The organism is Variovorax sp. UMC13, from assembly GCF_014170375.1.
Taxonomy (GTDB): domain Bacteria; phylum Pseudomonadota; class Gammaproteobacteria; order Burkholderiales; family Burkholderiaceae_C; genus Variovorax.
In genome coordinates, this window is record NZ_LZZW01000029.1 from 104314 (window position 1) to 124427 (window position 20114).

At 69.0% G+C, this 20114-nt stretch carries 21 protein-coding genes; 2 read left to right on the top strand and 19 right to left on the bottom strand.

What is annotated here, in order from left to right; all coding sequences use genetic code 11:
- Nucleotides 1-54: 54 nt before the first annotated feature.
- Genes A9977_RS22950 through A9977_RS22985 form a run of 8 tightly spaced genes read right to left on the bottom strand, consistent with a single transcriptional unit; the run spans nucleotide 55 to nucleotide 7025 of the window.
- Complete coding sequence (locus tag A9977_RS22950; RefSeq protein WP_183027156.1) at nucleotides 55-774, bottom strand: aspartate/glutamate racemase family protein; 720 nt, start codon at nucleotides 772-774, stop codon at nucleotides 55-57.
- Nucleotides 771-1460, bottom strand: a complete 690-nt coding sequence (locus A9977_RS22955) for an aspartate/glutamate racemase family protein (RefSeq protein WP_183027157.1) — start codon at nucleotides 1458-1460, stop codon at nucleotides 771-773. Before A9977_RS22955 ends, A9977_RS22950 begins: the two co-directional genes overlap by 4 nt.
- Nucleotides 1457-2968: a dihydropyrimidinase gene (gene hydA, locus A9977_RS22960; protein ID WP_183027158.1), complete on the bottom strand. Its 1512-nt coding sequence runs from the start codon at nucleotides 2966-2968 to the stop codon at nucleotides 1457-1459. The genes A9977_RS22955 and hydA overlap by 4 nt, the downstream gene beginning before the upstream one ends.
- A 20-nt stretch (nucleotides 2969-2988) precedes the next feature.
- Nucleotides 2989-3924, bottom strand: coding sequence for an N-carbamoyl-D-amino-acid hydrolase (locus A9977_RS22965; protein WP_183027159.1), 936 nt, complete (start codon nucleotides 3922-3924; stop codon nucleotides 2989-2991).
- 51 nt (nucleotides 3925-3975) lie between these two features.
- Nucleotides 3976-4662: an amino acid ABC transporter permease gene (locus A9977_RS22970; protein WP_183027160.1), complete on the bottom strand. Its 687-nt coding sequence runs from the start codon at nucleotides 4660-4662 to the stop codon at nucleotides 3976-3978.
- Nucleotides 4663-4686: 24 nt separating this feature from the next.
- Nucleotides 4687-5367, bottom strand: coding sequence for an amino acid ABC transporter permease (locus tag A9977_RS22975; protein ID WP_183027161.1), 681 nt, complete (start codon nucleotides 5365-5367; stop codon nucleotides 4687-4689).
- Between the two features lie 21 nt (nucleotides 5368-5388).
- The gene (locus tag A9977_RS22980) at nucleotides 5389-6147 is read right to left on the bottom strand and encodes an amino acid ABC transporter ATP-binding protein (protein ID WP_183027162.1); all 759 of its coding nucleotides are present in this window, start codon (nucleotides 6145-6147) and stop codon (nucleotides 5389-5391) included.
- A gap of 35 nt (nucleotides 6148-6182) precedes the next feature.
- Nucleotides 6183-7025: a transporter substrate-binding domain-containing protein gene (locus A9977_RS22985; RefSeq protein WP_259652106.1), complete on the bottom strand. Its 843-nt coding sequence runs from the start codon at nucleotides 7023-7025 to the stop codon at nucleotides 6183-6185.
- Between A9977_RS22985 and A9977_RS22990 the strand changes: the two genes are divergently transcribed.
- Nucleotides 7024-7179, top strand: a complete 156-nt coding sequence (locus A9977_RS22990; RefSeq protein WP_183027164.1) for a hypothetical protein — start codon at nucleotides 7024-7026, stop codon at nucleotides 7177-7179. The two genes, A9977_RS22985 and A9977_RS22990, sit on opposite strands and share 2 nt — an antisense overlap.
- Nucleotides 7180-7280: 101 nt before the next feature.
- Here A9977_RS22990 and A9977_RS22995 read toward each other — a convergent pair whose 3' ends face one another.
- From A9977_RS22995 to A9977_RS23040, 10 genes are all read right to left on the bottom strand, one after another.
- Nucleotides 7281-8195 (bottom strand): LysR family transcriptional regulator, encoded by a 915-nt coding sequence (locus tag A9977_RS22995; RefSeq protein ID WP_183027165.1) that lies wholly within the window; start codon nucleotides 8193-8195, stop codon nucleotides 7281-7283.
- Between the two features lie 61 nt (nucleotides 8196-8256).
- Entirely contained in the window at nucleotides 8257-9135 is an 879-nt protein-coding gene (locus A9977_RS23000) for a sugar phosphate isomerase/epimerase (RefSeq protein ID WP_183027267.1), read from the bottom strand.
- An 8-nt stretch (nucleotides 9136-9143) separates the two neighbouring features.
- On the bottom strand, nucleotides 9144-10328 hold the full coding sequence (locus tag A9977_RS23005; protein WP_183027166.1) for a dihydrodipicolinate synthase family protein: 1185 nt from the start codon (nucleotides 10326-10328) through the stop codon (nucleotides 9144-9146).
- 10 nt (nucleotides 10329-10338) lie between these two features.
- Nucleotides 10339-11502, bottom strand: a complete 1164-nt coding sequence (locus A9977_RS23010) for a Gfo/Idh/MocA family protein (RefSeq protein WP_183027167.1) — start codon at nucleotides 11500-11502, stop codon at nucleotides 10339-10341.
- 47 nt (nucleotides 11503-11549) lie between these two features.
- The gene (locus A9977_RS23015; protein ID WP_183027168.1) at nucleotides 11550-12530 is read right to left on the bottom strand and encodes a tripartite tricarboxylate transporter substrate binding protein; all 981 of its coding nucleotides are present in this window, start codon (nucleotides 12528-12530) and stop codon (nucleotides 11550-11552) included.
- Between the two features lie 164 nt (nucleotides 12531-12694).
- Nucleotides 12695-14122 carry an enolase C-terminal domain-like protein gene (locus tag A9977_RS23020; RefSeq protein WP_183027169.1) on the bottom strand — a complete coding sequence of 476 codons (1428 nt, stop codon included), beginning with the start codon at nucleotides 14120-14122 and terminating at the stop codon, nucleotides 12695-12697.
- 54 nt (nucleotides 14123-14176) lie between these two features.
- On the bottom strand, nucleotides 14177-14956 hold the full coding sequence (locus A9977_RS23025; protein WP_183027170.1) for an ABC transporter ATP-binding protein: 780 nt from the start codon (nucleotides 14954-14956) through the stop codon (nucleotides 14177-14179).
- A 136-nt stretch (nucleotides 14957-15092) separates the two neighbouring features.
- Nucleotides 15093-16100, bottom strand: coding sequence for an ABC transporter substrate-binding protein (locus A9977_RS23030; RefSeq protein ID WP_220812019.1), 1008 nt, complete (start codon nucleotides 16098-16100; stop codon nucleotides 15093-15095).
- 43 nt (nucleotides 16101-16143) lie between these two features.
- Nucleotides 16144-16917 carry an ABC transporter permease gene (locus A9977_RS23035; protein ID WP_183027171.1) on the bottom strand — a complete coding sequence of 258 codons (774 nt, stop codon included), beginning with the start codon at nucleotides 16915-16917 and terminating at the stop codon, nucleotides 16144-16146.
- Between the two features lie 131 nt (nucleotides 16918-17048).
- The gene (locus A9977_RS23040) at nucleotides 17049-17708 is read right to left on the bottom strand and encodes a TetR/AcrR family transcriptional regulator (protein WP_183027172.1); all 660 of its coding nucleotides are present in this window, start codon (nucleotides 17706-17708) and stop codon (nucleotides 17049-17051) included.
- Nucleotides 17709-17829: 121 nt separating this feature from the next.
- On the opposite strand from A9977_RS23040, the gene A9977_RS23045 reads away from it, so the two are divergent.
- Nucleotides 17830-19545, top strand: coding sequence for a thiamine pyrophosphate-binding protein (locus A9977_RS23045; RefSeq protein WP_183027173.1), 1716 nt, complete (start codon nucleotides 17830-17832; stop codon nucleotides 19543-19545).
- 71 nt (nucleotides 19546-19616) lie between these two features.
- Here A9977_RS23045 and A9977_RS23050 read toward each other — a convergent pair whose 3' ends face one another.
- On the bottom strand, nucleotides 19617-20060 hold the full coding sequence (locus tag A9977_RS23050) for an SWIB/MDM2 domain-containing protein (RefSeq protein ID WP_183027269.1): 444 nt from the start codon (nucleotides 20058-20060) through the stop codon (nucleotides 19617-19619).
- Between the last annotated feature and the right edge of the window lie 54 nt (nucleotides 20061-20114).

Sequence of the window (20114 nt, forward strand, 5' to 3'; positions counted from 1 at the left end):
GCAGCACAGGCGGCGCGCGCCTGTCGTTCCCCCGCCGGATGTCCCGTGGGATCCCTAGGCCGTGCCGGGCCGCATCAGCGCGATGGCCTCGCGCGCCAGCGCATCGATCGAATCGGTGAGCACGATGCCGAGCTCGGCGCGCCGCCCCGGCGGCACGGCCAGCGGCAGTTCGGTGCAGCCGAGCACCACGGCCTTCGCACCGCGTTGTGCGAGCAGGCGGACACCCTCGGCGGCCGGTGCGAAGGCCGCGTCGATGCGGTTGGCCTTGACCGCCGCGATCGCGGGCACGCACAGGCGCTGCACTTCTTCGGCCGAGGGCTCGATGGGCTCGTAGCCGGCGGCGCGCAGGTAGCGCTGGTAGAGCCCCATGGCGATGGTGGCCGGCGTGCCCAGGATGCCGACCTTGCCTTCGGTCACGCCCTGGCGGCGCAGGTCGGCCACCACCGAGTCGACGATGTGCAGCAGCCGCGTGGGACTGGCCGCCTGCAGTTCGTCGAACCACAGGTGGGCGGTGTTGCAGGGAATCGCGATGCAGTCGGCGCCGCCGGCCACCAGGGTGTCGATGCCGCGCAGCATGGCCGGCAGGGGGCTCGGTCCGGTGCCCATGCAGGCCGAGGAGCGGTCGGGGATCGCAGGGTCGTTGCACAGCAGCACCGGGATGTGCTGCTGGTCGCTGTCGGCGGGTGTCAGCTGCACCATGCGCAGCGCGAAGGCGGCGCCGGCCAGCGGGCCCATGCCGCCGAGCACGCCCAGGCGCTGCGGCACCGCGTTCATGCTGCGGCGCCGTCGCGTTGCCGGCGCGCGAGACCCGCGGCCAGCTCGGCCGCGGCCTCGCAGGGGTCGATGACCGGCACGCCCACCGCGGCCTCGAGCGGTGCGCGCAGCTCGGCCATGCCGGCGCAGCCGAGCAGCACGACGTCGGCGCCGTCCGCGTCGACCAGCAGCCGGGCCGCCGCGATCATGGGTTCGAGTGCATGGGCGGCGTCGCCCGACAGGTGCACCGGCAGGTCGAGCGGACGCTCGGCCACCACGCGCTCGCGCACGCCCAGGATGTCCCAGTAGCGCAGGTGGCGCGGGATCGCGGCGCTGGCGATGGCGATCACGCCCACGCGCTGGCCGCGGGCCAGGGCCGCGTGCATGCCGGCCTCGCCCAGGCCGATCACCGGCTTGTCGCAGCGCGTGCGCGCCGCGGCGATGCCGGGATCGCTGAAGCAGGCCAGCACGAAGGCGTCGGCCTCGCTCGCATGCGCGGCCACGTCGTCGGCCGCGATGCGCGCGCCCCGCTCGAAGTCGGCCTGCGTCACGATGCCCGGCGGGCCGTCGTGCGCGGTGACGCAGTCGAAGTCGCACTGCGCGGGCGGCACGGTCGCGCGAAAGGCGCGCGCCACGGCATCGGTCACGCTGGCGCTGCTGTTGGGGTTCAGCACCCGAACGCGCGGGACGGTGGAAGGCGCACTCATGCCCGGTCCTCCCCGAGGCCGATCAGCGCCTTGAGCACGCGGCCGTGCGGGCGTTCCGCGCCGGCGGCCGGCGTGCGGCGCGGCAGGTCGGGCGCGCCGCGGCGCAGGTAGGCGCCGCTGCCGCGCTCGGCATGCAGCGCGTTGTCCTCGATCACCACCCGGCCGCGGCTCACCACCACCTCGGGCCAGCCCTGGATGGTGCGGCCCTCGTAGGGCGTGTAGCCCGCGTTGTCGTGCAGCATCGCGGCCGTGATGGTGGTCTCGCGCTCGGCGTTCCAGACCGCGATGTCGGCGTCGGCGCCCAGCGCGATCGCGCCCTTGCGTGGCGCCAGGCCGTAGAGCTTGGCGTGGTTGGTGGCGGTGAGCGCGACGAACTGGTGGATGTCGATGCGGCCCTTGAGGAAGCCTTCGCTGAACAGCAGCGGCATGCGCAGCTCGATGCCGGGCACGCCGTTGGCCATTTCCTTGAAGGTGGTGGCGTCGCCCTTGGGCAGCTTGCCGGTCTCGTCGAAGCGGTAGGGTGCGTGGTCCGACGAATAGGTGGCCAGCGTGCCGTCGATCAGGCCGCGCCAGATCGCTTCCTGCGCGTCGGCGTCGCGCGCGGGGGGCGAGCAGCAGAACATGGCGCCTTCCAGGCCGGGGCGGTCCATGTCGTCGGCGGTCAGGAACAGGTACTGCGGGCAGCTCTCGGCCAGCACGTTGGCGCCCAGCAGCTGGGCCTGGCGGATCACCTCGACGGTCTCGCCGCCGGCCACGTGCACCAGCAGCAGCGGCACGTCGACCAGGCGCGCCAGCGCGATCGCGCGGTAGGCGGCCTCGGTCTCGGCCAGCGGGTCGTGCGCCACGCCGTGGAACTTGGGCGCGGTGTGGCCGCGGTCGATCAGGCGCTGGGCGATCCAGCGGATCATGTCGTTGTTCTCGGCATGCACCATCACCAGCGCGCCCTCGGCACGGGCCAGCGCCAGCACGTCGAGCAGCTCGATGTCCTCGAGCTTCATGCGGTCGTAGGTCATGTAGACCTTGAGCGAGGTGATGCCGTCGCGGATGGCGGCCGGCAGGTCGGTCGAGAGCGTGGCGGCGTCGGGGTTCGCCAGGATCAGGTGGAAGCCGTAGTCGATCACCGCCTTCTCGGCCGCGCGCCGGCTGTAGTCGGCCAGCACCTCGGGCACCGACATGTCGCGGTGCTGGGCCGCGAAGGGCAGGATGGTGGTGGTGCCGCCAAAGGCGGCCGACACCGTGGCCGAGTAGAAGTCGTCGGCGCACATCATGCCCATGCCCGAGCGCTGCTCGACGTGGCAGTGGCTGTCGATGCCGCCCGGCAGCACCCAGCGGCCGGTGGCGTCGACGTCGCGCAGGCCCGGCGGCAGCGAGCCGCCGATGGCCGCGATGCGTCCGTCGCGCACGCCGAGGTCGCCCTCGATCACGCGGCCGTCGGTGACGATGCGGCCGCCGCGGATCGTCAGGTCGAAACGTTCTTCGCCGATCAGCGAAGCGATGGTGGTGTCCATGCGCGCTTCCGTGTGTGCGTTCAGACCAGCGGATCGCCGGCGCCGGTGCGCTCGACGATCAGGCCGTAGTGCTCGGGGCGGCGGTGCTTGGCGAAGTTGAAGACGTGCTGGCGGAAGTACTCGCCCAGCGACATGTCGGCCTTCACGCAGATCACCTCGTCTTCTTCGGTCAGCGAGCGCGCGACGATCTCGCCGGTGGGCGCCACGATGGCCGAGCTGCCGATCATGTGGTGGCCGTCTTCCGAGCCGCACTTGGCCGCGGCCGCCACCCAGATGCCGTTCTGGTAGGCATTGGCCTGCAGCGACACCAGGTGCGTGGTGGTGCGCAGGTGCACCGGCTCGTTCCAGTGGATGTTGAGCGAGGGCGTGTTGTAACCCAGCACCACCACCTCGGCGCTCTGCAGCGCCATCACGCGGTAGGTCTCGGGCCAGCGGCGGTCGTTGCACAGGCACATGCCGAAGCGCGTGCCCATGGTGTCGAACACGCGGAAGCCCAGGTCGCCCACTTCGAAGAACTTCTTCTCCAGATGCTGGAAGGGCGCCTCGGGCTTGTGGTCGGAATGGCCGGGCAGGTGGATCTTGCGGTACTTGCCGACGATGGCGCCGGTGCGGTCCACGATGATCGAGGTGTTGTAGCGCTGGCCCTCGGGCGTGCGCTCCGCGTAGCCGAGGTAGAAGCCCAGTTCGAGCTTCTTGGCCTCGTCGAACAGCGGCTGCACCTGGGCGTTGGGCATGCTCGCCTCAAAGAAGCGCGCTTCGGCCTCGGCTTCCTCCATCCAGTAGCGCGGGAAGAAGGTGGTGAGCGCGAGCTCGGGGAACACGACCATCTCGGCGCCGCGGCTCTTGGCGTCGCGCATCATCTCGACCAGGCGGCGGACGACCGCCTCGCGGGTGTCCGACAGGTGCACCGGGCCCATCTGGGCGACGGCCAGGCCCAATGTGCGTTTCGTTGTCATCATTGCTTCCTCAGTTAGCGTTGGTGGTTGTTCGGGGGCGGGCGGGCCGCGTCATGCGGCCCGGGGCTGGGCGCGGCGCTGGCGTTTTTCCAGGCGGCCCAGCAGCACGACCAGCGGCCACAGCAGCGCCAGGTAGATCAGCGCGGCCAGCACGATGGGCGTGGGGTTGTAGAGCATCGATTGCGCGGAGCGCGCGGCATAGAGCATCTCGGGCACCGACACCACGCTGGCGATGGTGGTGAGCTTCACCACCTCGATCATGTTGCTCACCAAGTCGGGGAACACGTTGCGCACCGCCTGCGGAATCTCGACGTACACCAGGCTGCCGACCCGGCCCATGCCGGTCGACAGCGCCGCCTCGCGCTGGCCGCGCGGCACCGATTCGAGCCCGGCGCGCAGGATCTCGCCGAAGTAGCTCGAGTTGTTCAGCATGAAGCCCAGCGCCACGCAGGCCATGGGCGAGAGCTCCAGGCCGAGGTAGGGCAGGCCGGTGTACAGGAAGATCAGCAGCACCAGCGGCGGAAAGGCGCGGAAGAAGTCGATGTACACCACCAGCAGCGCGCGCACCAGCCGGTTGCGGACCACGAAGCCGGTCACCGCCAGCACCATGCCGGCGCCGATCCCGAGCGGGATCACCCACACCGACAGCAGCAGCGTGTTGAGCAGGCCCTGCAGCACGTAGGGCGTGACCTCGCGCACCACGTCGAGGTTGAAGAAGTATTGGAGGATGAGTTCCATGAGGAGGGGCTCCGTTCGGCGGCTTCAGTGGCGACCCGCGCCGTAACGCCGTTCGATGTAGCGCCCGGCGATCACCACGGGCAGGAAGATCACGAGGTAGCCCAGCGCGCCCAGCATCAGCGGCGTGGGGTTGCCCGCGAAGCTGGTGGCCGAGGTGGCCTGGTTCAGGATCTCGTTGAGCCCGGCCACCGAGCCGTAGGCCGTGCCCTTGGTGATGGCGATCACGCGGTTGGTCAGCGGCGCCACCATCAGGCGGCAGGACTGCGGCAGCAGCACGTGCACCATGGCCTGCGTGTGGGTCATGCCGGTGGAGCGCGCGGCCTCCATCACGCCGCGCGGCTGGGATTCGATGCCGGCCCAGAACACCTCTTCGGAGAAGGCCGCGAGCACCAGCGTCAGCGCCAGCCAGGTCGATGCGAAGGCCCCCAGCGACAGCCCCAGGAAGGGCAGCGCGAAGTACAGCAGGATGATGAGCACCAGCGGCGGCAGCGCGCGGAAGATGTCGACCAGCGTCGACACCGCCAGCGGCAGCCCGCGCACCGGCAGGCTGCGCAGGTAGGCCAGCAGCAGGCCCAGCGCCAGGCCGGCGGCGATCACCGCCAGGCCCAGCTCGATGGTCACGCGCGCGCCGTCGAGGATCTGGGGCAGGTAGCGCGCGGCGATGTCGCCGTTGAAGAAGGTGAAGGCGAGCTTGTCGAACTGCATGCGGCGTTCCCGTTCGGGCGCTCAGAGCGCGCGGCTGCCGATGCTGGCGATGAAGGCCGCGGTGCGCGCATGCGTCGGCGCATCGAAGACCTGGGCCGGCGAGCCCTGCTCGACGATCGCGCCGCCGTCCATGAACACCACCCGGTCGGAGGCCGCCTTGGCGAAGCCCATCTCGTGCGTCACCACCACCATGGTCATGCCGTCGGTGCGCAGTTCGCGCATCACCTGCAGCACGCCGCCCACCATCTCCGGGTCGAGCGCGCTGGTCGGCTCGTCGAACAGCACCAGCGCCGGCTTCAGCGCGATCGAGCGCGCGATGCCCACGCGCTGCTGCTGGCCGCCCGAGAGCTGCGTCGGGCGCACGCGCGCCTTGTGCTCCATGCCGACGCGCGCGAGCGCTTCCATGGCGGTGTGCTCGGCGGCGTCGCGCGCCATCTTCTTCACCTTGCGCAGGGCCAGCGTCACGTTGCCCAGCACGTCGAGGTGCGGGTAGAGGTTGAAGGCCTGGAACACCATCCCGACGCGTTCGCGCAGGCGGTTCAGGTTGGCGCCGGGCGCATAGATGTCGTGCCCTTCGACGCGCACCTCACCGCGGGTCGCGTCCTCCATGCGGTTGCAGCAGCGCAGCAGCGTGCTCTTGCCCGAGCCCGAAGGACCGATCACCGAGACCAGCTCGCCCGCCTGCACATCGAGGTCGATGCCGTTGAGCACGGGGACGCTGCCATAGGATTTGTGCAGGTTGCGGACTTGCAGGAGCGAGGAAGACGTCACGGTGTTCATCGGTGGGGAATGGAGAGCAGGGTGGCGCGCGGCGCTTACTGGCAGACCGGCTTGGCGGTGGTGGCCTCGTAGCCGAACAGGCCCGGGATGCCGTGGCCGGCCGGCGAGACGACGGTGGCCGAGTCGGCGGCCGGCGCGGCGCCGAACCACTTGGCGTGCATCTTCTGCAGCGAGCCGTCGAGCTTCATGCACTTGAGCACGTTGCTCACCTGGTCACGCCCGGCCTTGTCGTCGAGGCGGAAGGGGATGGCCCAGACCGAACCGGTCTTGATCGTGAAGGTGGTCTTGATGGCCGGCGTGCTCTTGGCGGCCCAGGCCGAGGGCGTGACGCCGGCCAGGTTGGCGTCGCCGCGGCCGGAGATCACGGCCTGCACCGCATCGGCGTTGGTGCCGTAGACGGCGATCTCGTAGCCGTACTGCGCCTGGTTGTTGCGCGCCCATTCCTCGGGGCCCGAGCCCTTGTTGACGGCGATGGTCTTGCCCTTGAGGTCCTCGAGGCGCTGGATGTCGTTGCGGTCCTTCTTCATGACCAGCGTGAAGTTGTTCTCCAGGTAGCCCTCGGTGAACAGCACCGACTTCGCGCGCTCGGGCGACACGGTGGTGGGCGCCATCAGGAAGTCGAACTTGCCGGCGTTGAGCGCGGGGATCAGCGCCGAGTACTGCGCGCCTTCGATCTCGATCTTGCGTCCCAGGCGGCGCGCGATCTCCTCGCCCAGCTCGACGTTGAAGCCCTGGAAGCCGCCGCTCAGCTTCGGAAACGCATGGGGCGGGAAGTTGGGGTCGATGCCGGTGCGCAGCGGTGTGGTCTGGGCGACGGCGGTGCCGATGGCGCAAGCGAAGGCCAGGGGCGCGAGCAGGAACTTCAGGTGACGGGACATGAGCATTTCTCCAGAAAAAATCGCAGACCGGATGGCCGTTGGCCACAAGGCGACCGGCACCGGAGGGGTGTGCTCCGGCGATGCGATGAATTATTTCGAGGGAGAAAGGCCGCGTCGATTGATGCTTTGTGCAGCGTCGTTGCGCGTGCGTTAACACCTCGCGCCAGGGCGGTGCGGTGCGTAAAGAATGCCCATCCGAAGTGCGGCGTGCATGCTATTGGGGCATTCCCTTGGATGGGCGCCGATGGCGCGCGATCAGCTGTCCTGCGGCTTCGGCGCGGCCAGGCCACGCTGCATCAGCACGCTGCGCAAGGTGCGCACGAAGGCTTCGGCGGCCGGCGAGAGCGGGTCGGTGCGCAGGTGGACCAGATGCGCCACCAAGGGCTCCAGCCCCTCGACCGGCAGGATGCGAAAGCGCGCGTCGGGCCAGGCCTGCAGCGAGAACTCGTCGACCAGCGCGATGCCCGCGCCCAGGTGCGTGAGCGCACAGGCGTTCTGCGGCGAGCCGACTTCCAATGTCATGCGCGGCGCGTCGTCGAGTGGGGCGAAGAAGTTGCGCACCAGCTCGCCGAAGGGCGTGCCGCGCGGGTACGACATCAGGTCGTAGGGCAGCAGGTCTTCGGCGCCGACCGCGTTGCGCGCGGCCAGCGGATGCGTGCGGGGGCAGATGCAGACGATGCGGCAGCGTGCGATCGGCTGGGTGCTGAGGTTGGGATGGTCCACCGCTTCCAGTGAGATGCCCAGGTCGAAGTGCCGGCTCAGCAGGCGCTCGCGCAGCAGGTCCTGGTTGAGGCACTTGAAGTGCACACGGGTCTCGGGATTGGCCTGGTGGTATTGCGCGATGGCCATCGGCACCAGCATGTGACCGATGCCGGGGCTCGACACCACGCTGACCAGGCCCGAACGGCGCGCCATGAGCTCGTGCGTGAGGTCGCTGATGCGCTGCACGCCCTGGTAGACGTCCTCGACCTCGTGGTAGAGCCGGCGTGCCTCGGCGGTGGGAGAGAGCCGGCCCTTGATGCGGATGAACAGCGGGAAGTTGAGCTGGGTCTCGGTGTGCGAGAGCACGCGGCTGATGGCGGGCACCGACACGTGCAGCAACCGGGCCGCATCGCTGACCGAACCGGTGGCCATGATGGCCCGGAACACTTCGATTTGACGAAAATTCATGGAGGGGGACTTTAACGACCGCGCCTGCGCGGCGCGATCGCCGGCCTCCGGCCCGTCCCGCTCAGACCACGCTGCGGTGCCGCTCGATGCAGATGTCCAGTGTCTCGCTGCCCGGGCGCTGCCACCAGTCGAGGTTCGAGAAGATCTCGACCTCGCTGAAGCCCGCGAAGCCCGCGGCCTCGACCCAGCCGCGGATCTTCTTGAGCTCGATCACGCCGTCGCCCATCATCCCGCGGTCGCTCAGCAGATCGCGCGTGGGCAGGCGCCAGTCGCACACGTGGTAGGCCAGCAGGCGCTCGCGGCCGGCACGTTCAATCTGCTGCTGCAGCTTCGGGTCCCACCACACGTGGTAGACGTCGAGCGCCACGCCCAGCAGGCCGCTCCTGGCGGCGTCGAGTTCGTCGCAAAGGTCGAGCGCGTGTTCGAGCGTGTTGATGCAGGCGCGGTCGGCCGCCTGCATCGGGTGCAGCGGCTCGATGGCCAGCGGCATGCCGACCTCGCGCGCGTACTCGAGCGAAGCGGCGATGCCGTCGCGCACTTCGCCGCGCGCGCGGGCGAGGTCGGTGTAGGCCGGCTTGCCTTCGAGCGCGCCGGGCAGCGCGCCCACCACCAGCACCACGCAGGGCGAGCCCAGCGTCTTGGCTTCGTCGATGGCGCGCCGGTTGTCGTCGAGCGCGGCCTTCAGGCCCGCGGCGTCGGCGGCCGGGAAGAAGCCGCCGCGGCAGTAGCCCGAGAGGCTGATGTCGTGCGCCTTCAGCTGGCGCGCGACCTGGTCGAGGCCGACGGCCGCGACCTGGTCGCGCCAGGGGCTGATCGCGCGGATGCCGCGCTCGGCGCACTGGTCGATGATGCGGTCCAGCGGCACCTCGGTGCCCGACTGCTTGCGCACCGTGGCGGTGTTGATCGAGAGCCAGTCGTGGTTGGACGAGAAGTCGCGCATCGTCGTGCTCATTCCACGCCGTGCAGCGCCAGCAGCGTCTTCATGCGCCGCACCGCCAGCTCGGGCTGTTCCAGCACGCTGGCCGCGTCGGCCAGGCGGAACAGCTCGGCGAAGTGCTGCAGCGAGCGCGTGCTCTGCTGGCCGCCGACCATCGTGAAGTGCTTCTGGTGGCCGTTGAGCCAGGCCATGAACACCACGCCGGTCTTGTAGAAGCGGGTGGGCGCCGCGAAGATGTGGCGCGACAGCGGCACCGTGGGGCCCAGCAGCGCATGGAAGGTCTCGCTGTCGCCCTTGGCCAGCGCGCCCAGCGCGGTGCTCGCGGCGGGGGCGATGGCGTCGAAGATGCCCAGCAGCGCATCGCTCTTGCTGTGCGTCGCTTCGCTGCCGAAGCCATCGCCGGCGATCAGCTCGGCGTAGTTGAAGTCGTCGCCGGTGTACATGCGCACGCCCGAGGGCAGGCGGCGGCGCATCGAGATCTCCTTGTCCTTGTCGAGCAGGGAGATCTTGATGCCGTCGACCTTGTCCGGGTGCGCGGCGATGATGCCCAGCGCGGTGTCCATGGCCGCGTCGATGTCCTTCGTGCCCCAGTAGCCGGCCAGCGCCGGGTCGAACATGTCGCCCAGCCAATGCAGCACCACCGGTTGTTTCGCCTGACTCAGGATGCGGCCGTACACGCGCTCGTAGTCGGCCGGGCCGGTCGCCACGCGGGCCAGCGCGCGGCTGGCCATCACGATCAGCTTGCCGCCGAGCTTCTCGATGGCTTCCATCTGCGCTTCGTAGCCGCGGATCACGTCGTCGACGCTCTTCACCTCGTCGATGTTCAGGTGGTCGGTGCCACAGCCCGAGGCGACGAAGGCGCCGGGCACGTCCTTGGCGGCATCGAGCGAGCGGCGGATCAGTTCCAGCGAGGTGGGCCAGTCCAGGCCCATGCCGCGCTGCGCCGTGTCCATGGCCTCGGCCACGCCCAGGCCCAGCGAGAACAGGTGGCGGCGGTAGGCGATGGTGGTGTCCCAGTCGACCGCGGCCTGCAGCCACGGGTCGACCGCCGCGAGCGGATCGGCCACCACGTGCGCCGCCGAGTAGGCGATGCGGTTGAACTTCAGGCCCGCCTCGGGCTTGGCCAGCACCTGGCCGCGCAGGGCGTAGGGCGCCAGCGTGCCGCCGGCGGTGGGAAGGGTGATCGAGAGTGCCATGGCGCCGACCTCAGACCTTCAGCGCGGGCACGTCGACCCAGCGGCGGTCCTGCCACGATTCGAGCGCGGCCTCTACCAGCTGCACGCCCTTGGCGCCTTCGGGCAGCGTCCACTTGTAGGGCTCGTTCTCGACCACGTGGCGGATGAAGTGTTCCCACTGGATCTTGAAGCCGTTGTCGTAGACCTGCGAGTCCGGGATCTCCTGCCACTGGTCGAAGAAGTTCATGGTCTGCTTCTCGTCGGGGTTCCACACCGGGCGCGGCGTGGCCACGCGCGACTGGGCGCGGCAGCTCGACAGGCCGGCCACGGCCGAGCCGTCGGTGCCGTCGACATGGAAGGTCACGAGGTCGTCGCGGCGCACGCGCGTGGCCCAGCTCATGTTGAGCTGCGCGATCACGGGTTCGCCGTTGTGGCCGGTCAGTTCGCAGGTGGCGTAGGCCGCGTCGTCGGCCGTGGCCTGGTAGGGCTTGCCTTCTTCGTCCCAGCGGGTGGGGATGTGGGTGGCGCCGATGCACGACACCGACTTCACTTCGCCGAACAGGTTGTCCAGCACGTAGCGCCAGTGGCACATCATGTCCAGGATCATGCCGCCGCCGTCTTCCTTGCGGTAGTTCCAGCTCGGGCGCTGGATGGGCTGCAGGTCGCCTTCGAACACCCAGTAGCCGAACTCCAGGCGCACGCTCAGCATGCGGCCGAAGAAGCCGGCGCGGCGCAGCATGTCGAGCTTGCGCAGGCCGGGCAGGAACAGCTTGTCCTGCACCGCGCCGTGCTTGAGGCCCGAGCCTTCGGCCAGGCGGGCGATCTCGACGGCTTCGTTGAGGTTGGTCGCGATCGGCTTCTCGCAGTAGACGTGCTTGCCGGCGCGGATGGCCTTGGCCAGCAGCGTGGGGCGCATCTGGGTGGTGCCGGCGTCGAAGAAGATGGTGTCGTCGGGGTTCTCGAGTGCCTTGTCGAGGTCGGTGCCCCAGCGTGCGATGCCGTGCTTCTTGGCGAGCGCTTCCATCTTCTCGGCGTTGCGGCCGATCAGGATCGGGTCGGGCATCACCTTGTCGCCGTTGGAGAGCGTGACGCCGCCCTGGGCGCGGATCGCGCAGATGGAGCGGATCAGGTGCTGGTTCATGCCCATGCGTCCGGTGACGCCGTGCATGATGAGTCCGAGTCGTTGTGTAGCCATGGTTTTCTCTGCTTGCTTGCTTACTTGCGGGGTGGATCTGGGGGGGCTTATTGGGGCGACAGGCCGGCGGCCTTCACCAGCTTGGCGTTGCTGACGATTTCGTCCTTGATGTAGGCGTCGAATTGCTGGGGCGTGAGCGTCCAGGCGTCGGCGCCGAGCTTGAGGAAGCGTTCCTTGACCTCGGGGGTGGCGAGCGCCTTCACGACCTCGTCGTGCAGGCGGTTGACGATCTCGCGCGGCGTCTTGGCGGGCGCCATCATCCCGATCCAGAAGTTGAATTCCGAACCGGGCACGCCGGCCTCGGCGGTGGTCGGCACGTCGGGCAGCGCGGCCGCGCGCTTGGGCGAGCCCACGGCCAGTGCGATCAGGTGGCCTTCCTTGATCTGGCCGATCACCGGCGCGATGGGCGAGAAGTAGTAGTCGACGCGGCCCGACAGCACTTCGGTCACTGCATCGGCTGAGCCCTTGAACGGGATGTTGGTGGCGTCGATGGCGGCGGCCATCTTGAACTTCTCGGCGTTCAGGTGCGTGGCGCTGCCCTGGCCGGCCGAGGCGAAGTTGATGGTGCCGGGCTTGGCCTTGGCGGCGGCCACCAGCTCCTTGAGCGTCTTGATGTTCTTCGACGGCGAGATCACCAGCGCGTTGGGCAGCGTCGCGACCGGCGTGATGCCGGCGAAGTCGCCCAGCGTGTCGAAGGGCAGTTTGGCGAAGGTCGACGGGCTCACCGTGTGCGAGGACGAGTGCAACATGATCGTGTAGCCGTCGGGCGCGGCCGTGGCCACGGCCTGCTGGCCGATGGTGCCGCTGGCGCCGCCGCGGTTGTCCACCACCAGCGTCTGGCCCATGCTCTGGCCCATCTTGTCGGTGATGGCGCGCGCAATGATGTCGGTGGTGCTGCCGGCCGCGAAGGGCACGATCACGCGGATCGGCTTGTTCGGGTAGGCGCCCTGGGCGGCGGCGCCGGAAGCGGTCAGCACGGTGAGGCACGCCAGCGAGGCGGCCGCGGCGATGCGGGCGAAGGGGGTCATGAAAGTCTCCGTTGTGATGTCTCTGGCGCACCCGTCCGGGTGCTGGTGAACCGTCTAATTCACCAATTGGTGAATTGAGGGGAATTTTCCGGCTTGGCGGGCCGCGGGTCAATCCGCGCGTGCGGGGTCGGGATCAGGGATTACCCGAAGAACGGGCGGACCGCTCAGAGGCTGCGCATCGCGTCCCAGCGCACGCCGGCGCCCGCACGGCCGGTGCCGAAGCCGGGCGCGGCCAGCGAGGCCAGGTCGATTTCGCCGTCGACGATGCGCAGGCGCGCTGCGCCCTCGCTGTGCGCGTAGAGCGCCGGGTGCAGCGCCAGCAGCGTGGCCTGTTCGTCGCCGGGCAGCGCCGCCATGCCGTTCACGTAGTGGTGGCCGTTGCGCTCCACATGGTCGAGCCCGAGCCAGCCCACCAGCGCCAGGTCCTGCTGCAGCCCGATGCCGGCCTGCAGGGTCAGGTCTTCGCCCGACAGGAACAGCGGCTCGCCCCTGGCGCGGCCCTGCGCGCAGCGCGCGGCATTGACGATCGACTTGTAGAAGCCCTTGCAGCTCTTGCTCGAGACGCCGGTGTAGCCCAGCGCGCGCGCCTGCTGGAAGCTGTCGAGCGTGGCGTCGGATTCGTCGATCAGCAGCGGCATGCGCGCGACCGCCGCGTGCATGGCGTGCTCCAGCGCATGGGCACGCGCGATGGGCTGCTCGATGAAGACGGTGCGTTCGACCAGGCCGCGCAATGCGGGCGCGGCCAGGAAGGCGTCGAGGAAGTTGGCGAAGGCGGCCGCATCGGCGTACTGCTCGTTGCCGTCGAGCGTGACCAGTTCGGCGCGGCCCTCGATCACTTCGGCGATGCGGCCCAGCCGCTGCAGGTCGGCCGGCGTGTCGCCCGAGAGCTTGAGCTTGAAGTGCCGGTGGCCGTAGCGCGCGATGGCCGCCTCGAGCGAGGTCGGCAGGCCGTCGGCGGGCAGCTGGTCGGCGGGCAGGTCACCGTCGCGGATCGCATCGGCCAGGCCCACCGTGTGGCGCGCGGCGATGCGTGTGCGCGGGCGTTGCCGTGCGAGGAAGGCGGGCAGGTCGAAGTCCGCCAGGTCGGGCGCCAGGCCATGGCGCGCGAGGTCGATGCCCGCGGCGTTCATGGCCATCGCTTCGGCAAAACTGCAGCCCAGGTGCAGGCACAGCGCATCGAGCAGCGCGCGGTCGACCAGCGCCGGCCCGTAGCTGGCGACCAGCGGCAGCAGGCCCTGGCGCAGGCCCGTGGCCAGCACGTCGTCGTAGTGTTCGGCGAAGTGGTCCCAGGCGCTCTGCGCGGGGCCGGGCGCGGCGTAGGCCTCGCGTGCGTTGCGCAGCGCCTGGCGTAGCTGCTCGAAGTTCTGTGCGTTCGACAGCGCGGGGTTCTTGTCGAACCATTTGGGAATCATCATCTCGGCCGAACAGCCTTCGCTGGTGCGGCCGTCTTCGAAGCGGATGCGCGCGCGCACATGGACCTGCGGGCAGGCCGTGACCGTCACGGCGCCGAAGCGGAAGGGCAGCCGCAACGTCACGTCGCGCTCCGCGAAGGCAATGTGTTCGACGTGGAAGCGGGGCGCGGCGAGGGCCATGGTGTGTCTCCGGCGCCGGATGCGCCGCGGTGGCGGGCCGGCGGCCCGACCGGGTCAGTGGTCGAGGATGCCCTCGGAGAAGAAGTGCGCGCGGATGGTCTTGGCGTAGCCGCCGAACTCGGCCGAGCCCATGATGTCCAGCGGCCGTTCCCTGGGCAGGTCGATGTCGTAGACGGCCGCGATCGAGCCCGGGCGTTCGCTCATCACGATCACGCGGTCCGACAGGTACACCGCCTCGGGAATGCTGTGCGTGATCAGCATCACCGTCTTGCCCGAGGCGCCGACGATGCGGCGCAGTTCGAGGTTCATCTTCTCGCGCGTCATCGCGTCGAGCGCGCCGAAGGGCTCATCCATCAGCAGCACGCTGGGGTCGTGCAGCAGGGCGCGGCAGATCGATGCGCGCTGCTGCATGCCGCCCGACAGCTGCCATGGGTACTTGCCCTCGAAGCCCTTGAGCCCGGCCATGGCGATCAGCTCGGCCGCGCGTGCGCGCGCCGGGCCCATCGGCATGTGGCGCATCTCGGCCTGCAGCAGGATGTTGTCGAGCACGGTGCGCCAGGCCAGCAGCACCGCGCTCTGGAACACGATGCCCACGTCTTTCTGTGCGCCCTTGATCGGCTTGCCCGACAGCGTCAGCGTGCCTTCGGTGATGGGCAGCAGGCCCGCCACCATCTTGAGCAGCGTGCTCTTGCCGCAGCCCGAGGGGCCGACGACCGAGACGAACTCGCCCTTGCGGATGGCGAAGTCGAGCGGCTTCAGCGACTCGACCGGGCCGTCCTTGGTCTGGTAGACCTTGGTGACGCCGCGGGCTTCGATCAGGACTTCGGTTGGCATGGGGCGCAATGCAGAAAGAGGATAAGGAAGGTGCCAGTCCAGGGACACCGCGGATCCGGCTTTGCCGGGCCGCCGGTGTCGCCCCCGGTCGGGGGAGGGAGAAGCGACACGAAGTGCGCGGAGCCTGGGGGCGAGCCTATTGCGGGAGGTAGTCGAGGGTCACGTAGTCCTCGGGCTTGCCGCGCGTGGACGCGTCCATGCCGCCGTACTGCACCAGCAGGTCGAGCGAGTCGTTGACGTTCTTCATGGTCACGCGGAAGGGCCGCTGGTTGGCCGTTTCCTTGGTGTGATAGAGCGCCACGCTCTGCTTCATGCCCACGATCAGCGTGTCGCGCACGCCGGCCTTGGGGTTGGCCTTGAGCATCGCGTCGACCGCGGCCTCGGGGCTCTTCTCGGCGGCTTCGGCGGCCTTGGTGGAGGCGCGCATGAAGCGCTTCACCAGGTCGCCGTTCTCGGCCAGGAAGGCCTTGTTGGTGATGATGCCGGAGCTGATCTGGTTCACGCCCGAATCGGCGAAGCGGATCGGCGTGACCGGCTTGCCGGTGGCGTCCTGCAGCTTGATGGCCTGGTCCATCACGTAGCCCAGCAGCAGGTCGGCCTGGCCGTTCATCACCGCGTTGAGCTTGGTCTGGCCGTCGCCCGAGACGATCTTCACCTGGTCGGCCTTGATGTCGTTCATCTTGAGGAACAGCGGCCACATCTGCGACATCGAGTCGCCCGGCGTGACGGCCACGGTCTTGCCGATGATGTCCTTGGGCGTCTTGATGTTCTTCTCGGTGAAGCCCATCACCGACATCGGGCTGACCTGGAACAGCACGCCGGTGGACTTCAGCGGCGCGCCCTTGGCGGCGGCCTTGATCATGGTCGTGACGTCGATGTAGCCGAAGGTGGCCGACTTGGCGGCCACCGCCTGCGCGGTCACGGCGGAGCCGCGGCCTTCCTGGATCTCGAGGTCGATGCCTTCCTCGGCGTAGAAGCCCTTCTCCTTGCCCAGGAAGAAGGGCGCGTGCTCGCTGTAGAGGTACCAGTTGAGCATCAGGGTCACCTTCTCGGGTGCCTTGGTCTGGGCCTGCGCGGGCGCCACGGCCATCAGCACCGCCGCGGCGGTGGCGATCATCAATGCGGGGAAGCGGGTGTTCTTCATGGTGTTGTCTCCGTTGGGTCTGTCTGTCGTTGTACCGGGGAAATCACTGCACGATGCGTTGCGATGCGTGCCAGGGAATCATCAGGCGCTCGACCAGGTCGACCGCCACGAACAGGATCACGCCGATGCTCGACAGCACCACCAGGGCCGCGAACATCAGCGGCAGGTCGAAGTTGCCGTTGGCCACCTGCAGCACGTAGCCGATGCCCGAGTTGGAACCGACGAACTCGCCCACCACCGCGCCGACCACGGCCAATGTGACCGAGACCTTGAGGCCGCTGAAGATCGCAGGCAGGGCCTGCGGCAGGCTGATCTTGAAGAAGGTCTGCAGGCGGCTCGCGCCCATCGAGCGCGCCAGGTCGAGCATGTCGGGCTCGACCGATTTGAAGCCCATCACCGTCGACACCACCACCGGGAAGAAGCCCAGCAGGAAGGCCGAGATGACCTTGGGAAAGATGCCGAAGCCGAACCACACCACGAACAGCGGCGCGATCGCCACCTTGGGAATGCTCTGCGAGAACACCAGCAGCGGATAGACGTACGACTCGACCAGCCGCGAGTAGGCGATGACCATCGCCATCGGGATGCCGATCACGATCGTGAGCCCGAAGCCGCCCAGCGTGGCCAGCGTAGTCTTCCAGCTCTCGGCCAGCAGGCGCGGCCATTCGGCGATCAGCTGCTTCACCACTTCCAGCGGCGGCGGCACCAGGTAGGCCGGGATCCTGAACAGCCGGATGGCGAGGTCCCACAGCACCAGCAGCACGATGATCAGGAAGAACGGGCGCAGGGCCGGTAGCAGAAGAAGCCTGCGAATCATCGAGCGAAGTCTCCGGGAGTGACGCGCGCGTCAACCCGACCGCGCAGCTAAGTAACCAAGCGGTGAATTGTTTGCGCGTGGACCTCCGGTGTCAACGACACCGAGGGTAAGCACGGAGAGTCAGGCGCCGGTCAGCGCAGCACGTAGCCCAGCACCAGTTCGGTCATGTGCGAGAGGCGCTGCGCGAGCGCCTTGGGGGCGCGCAGGTCGCGTCCGAAGATGGCCGACAGCGTGGCGTTGTTCGACAGGTAGAAGTAGCAGATCGAGGCGATCGAGATGTAGAGCTGGATCGGGTCCACGCCGTCGCGGAACAGCGCGTCGCGCCGGCCGCGCTCGAGCACGTCGGCCAGCATCTGGACCAGCGGCGAGTTCATCTCCTGGATCCGCGCCGATTGCTTGAGGTGCACGGCCTGGTGCAGGTTCTCGCTGTTGAGCAGGGTGATGAACTCGGGGTGCTCGAGGTAGTAGTGCCAGGTGAAGGACACCAGCTGGCGCACCGCCTCGACCGGGTCCATCGCGTCCAGGTGCAGCGCCTGCTCGGCCGAACGGATGTCGGCGTAGGTGCGCTCGAGCACGGCCAGGAACAGGTCGTCCTTGTTGCCGAAGTAGTAGTAGATCAGCCGCTTGTTGACGCCGGCCTGCTCGGCGATCCGGTCGACCCGCGCCCCGGCGAAGCCGCTCTGCGCAAACTCCTCCAGCGCGGCGGTCAGGATCGAGAGTTGCGACTTGTCGGCGTCGCGCGCGCGCGGCGCCGCGACGGGCTTGGCGGGCTTGGGAGGGGAGGAGGCCATGTGCTGCTGTGTGTTCGAACTAACCGAGCGGGGAATTATGGTGGCGCGGCGGCTGCGGCCGGTTGCACGCGCTTCCGTCACGATAAGCTGGTGCCCCTTCTTCCTTCGCATCGAACCTCCCATGAGTGAACAGCAGGCCGGCCGCTTGATCGTTGAATGTCTGGTGGCGCAGGGCGTCGAACACGCCTTCGGCGTGCCGGGCGAGAGCTACCTCGCGGTGCTCGAGGGCTTCCATGCGCACCGCGAGCGCATCCGCTTCATCGTCAACCGGCAGGAGGGCGGCGCGGCCTTCATGGCCGAGGCGCAGGGCAAGCTCACGGGCCGGCCCGGCATCTGCTTCGTCACGCGCGGGCCGGGCGCGACCAACGCTTCGATCGGCGTGCACAACGCCTTCCAGGACTCGACGCCGATGATCCTGTTCGTGGGCGACGTCGGCAGCGACTTCCGCGACCGCGAGGCCTTCCAGGAGGTCGACTACGGCAGCTTCTTCGGCCCGAGCACCAAGGGCTTCGCCAAGCGGGTGGAGCGCATCGACGACGCCGACCGCATCCCCGAGTACATCGCGCGGGCCTTCGCGACCGCGATGAACGGCCGCCCCGGGCCGGTGGTGCTGGTGCTGCCCGAGGACATGCTGCGCACCATGACCGCGGCCCGCCCGCTGGCGCGCGTCGAGGCGGTCGAGCCCTGGAGCGATCCCGGCGCGCTGCGCACCCTGCGCCAGCTGCTGATGCAGGCCAAGCGCCCCTTCGTGATCGCGGGCGGCGGCGGCTGGACGCCGCAGGCCGCGCAGGCGCTGCAGCGCTTCGCCGAGAACTGGCGGCTGCCGGTGGGCAATGCCTTCCGCTACCAGGACACTTTCGACAACCACCATCCGCTCTACGCGGGCGACGTCGGCATCGCGATCAACCCCAAGCTCGCGGCGCGGGTGAAGGCGGCCGATCTCGTCATCGCCATCGGCCCGCGGCTGGGCGAGATGACCACCAGCGGCTACACGCTGCTGGAAGCGCCGCGGCCCAAGCAGGTGCTGGTCCACATCCATGCGAGCGCGGAAGAGCTCAACCGCGTCTACCAGGCCGACCTGGCGATCAACGCCGGCATGAGCGCCGCCGCGCGCAGCCTCGAGGTGCTGAGCGCGCCGCCCGAGCTGCCGTGGGAGGACTGGACCGCGGCCGCGCATGCCGACTACCTCGCCAACCTCGTGCCGCAGCCGTTGCCCGGCCTGCCGGCCGATGCGCCGCGCGGCGCGGTCGACATGGCGGCGGTGGTGGCGCTGCTGCAGAAGCACCTGCCGGCCGATGCGGCGATCACCAACGGCGCGGGCAACTTCGCCAGCTGGGTGCACCGCTTCTTCCGCTACCACGGCCTGGCCAAGGGCCACAAGACGCAACTGGCGCCCACCAGCGGCGCGATGGGCTACGGCGTGCCGGCCGGCATCGCCTGCAACCTCACGACCGGCCGCGTGGCGTTCACGATCGCGGGCGACGGCGACTTCCTGATGAACGGGCAGGAACTGGCCACGGCCGCGCAGCATGGCGGCAAGAGCATCATCGTGCTGCTCGACAACGGCATGTTCGGCACCATCCGCATGCACCAGGAGCGCGACTACCCGGCGCACGTGAGCGGCACCGCGCTGCGCAACCCCGACTTCTGCGCGCTGGCCCGCGCCTACGGCTACGCGGCCGAGCGCGTGACCGCCACCGATCAATTCGAGGCCGCGCTGCTGCGGGCGCTGGCGGCCGACACCGGCACGCTGATCGAGATCCCCTTCGACCCCGAGGTGATCACCACGCGCGTCACGCTGAGCGCGATCACGCAGGCGGCGCAGGCCAAGGCCTGAGGAGGCCGCGCAGGCCAAAAAAAAGCCGGCGCGAGCCGGCTTTTTGCTTCAGCGCACGAGGCGCCGACAACTCACTTGACGTGCTTGCCGATCAGCGCTGCCAGTTCGAACATCGAGACCTGTGGCTTGCCGAAGATTTCCTTCAGCTTGGCATCGGCGTTGATGTTGCGCTTGTTGGCCTTGTCTTGAAGATTGTTCTTCTTGATGTAGTCCCACAGCTTGCTCACCACGGCGGTGCGCGGCAGCGGCGTGGCGCCGACGACGGCGGCCAGTGCCGGGCTGGGGGTCAGGGCCTTCATGAACGCGGCGTTGGGCGTGCGCTTCTTGGCGGGAGCGGCTGCCTTCTTCGCGGGTGCTGCCTTCTTTGCAGGCGCAGCCTTCTTCGCGGGTGCAGCGGCCTTCTTCGCCGGCGCAGCAGCCTTCTTCGCGGGTGCAGCGGCCTTCTTTGCCGGAGCAGCGGGTGCGGCCTTCTTTGCGGGCGCTTTCTTGGCCGGAGCCTTCTTTGCAGTTGCCATGGTTGATTTCCTTTTTTGGTTGGACATTTCACCAATGAAAAGCTCGTCTCCACT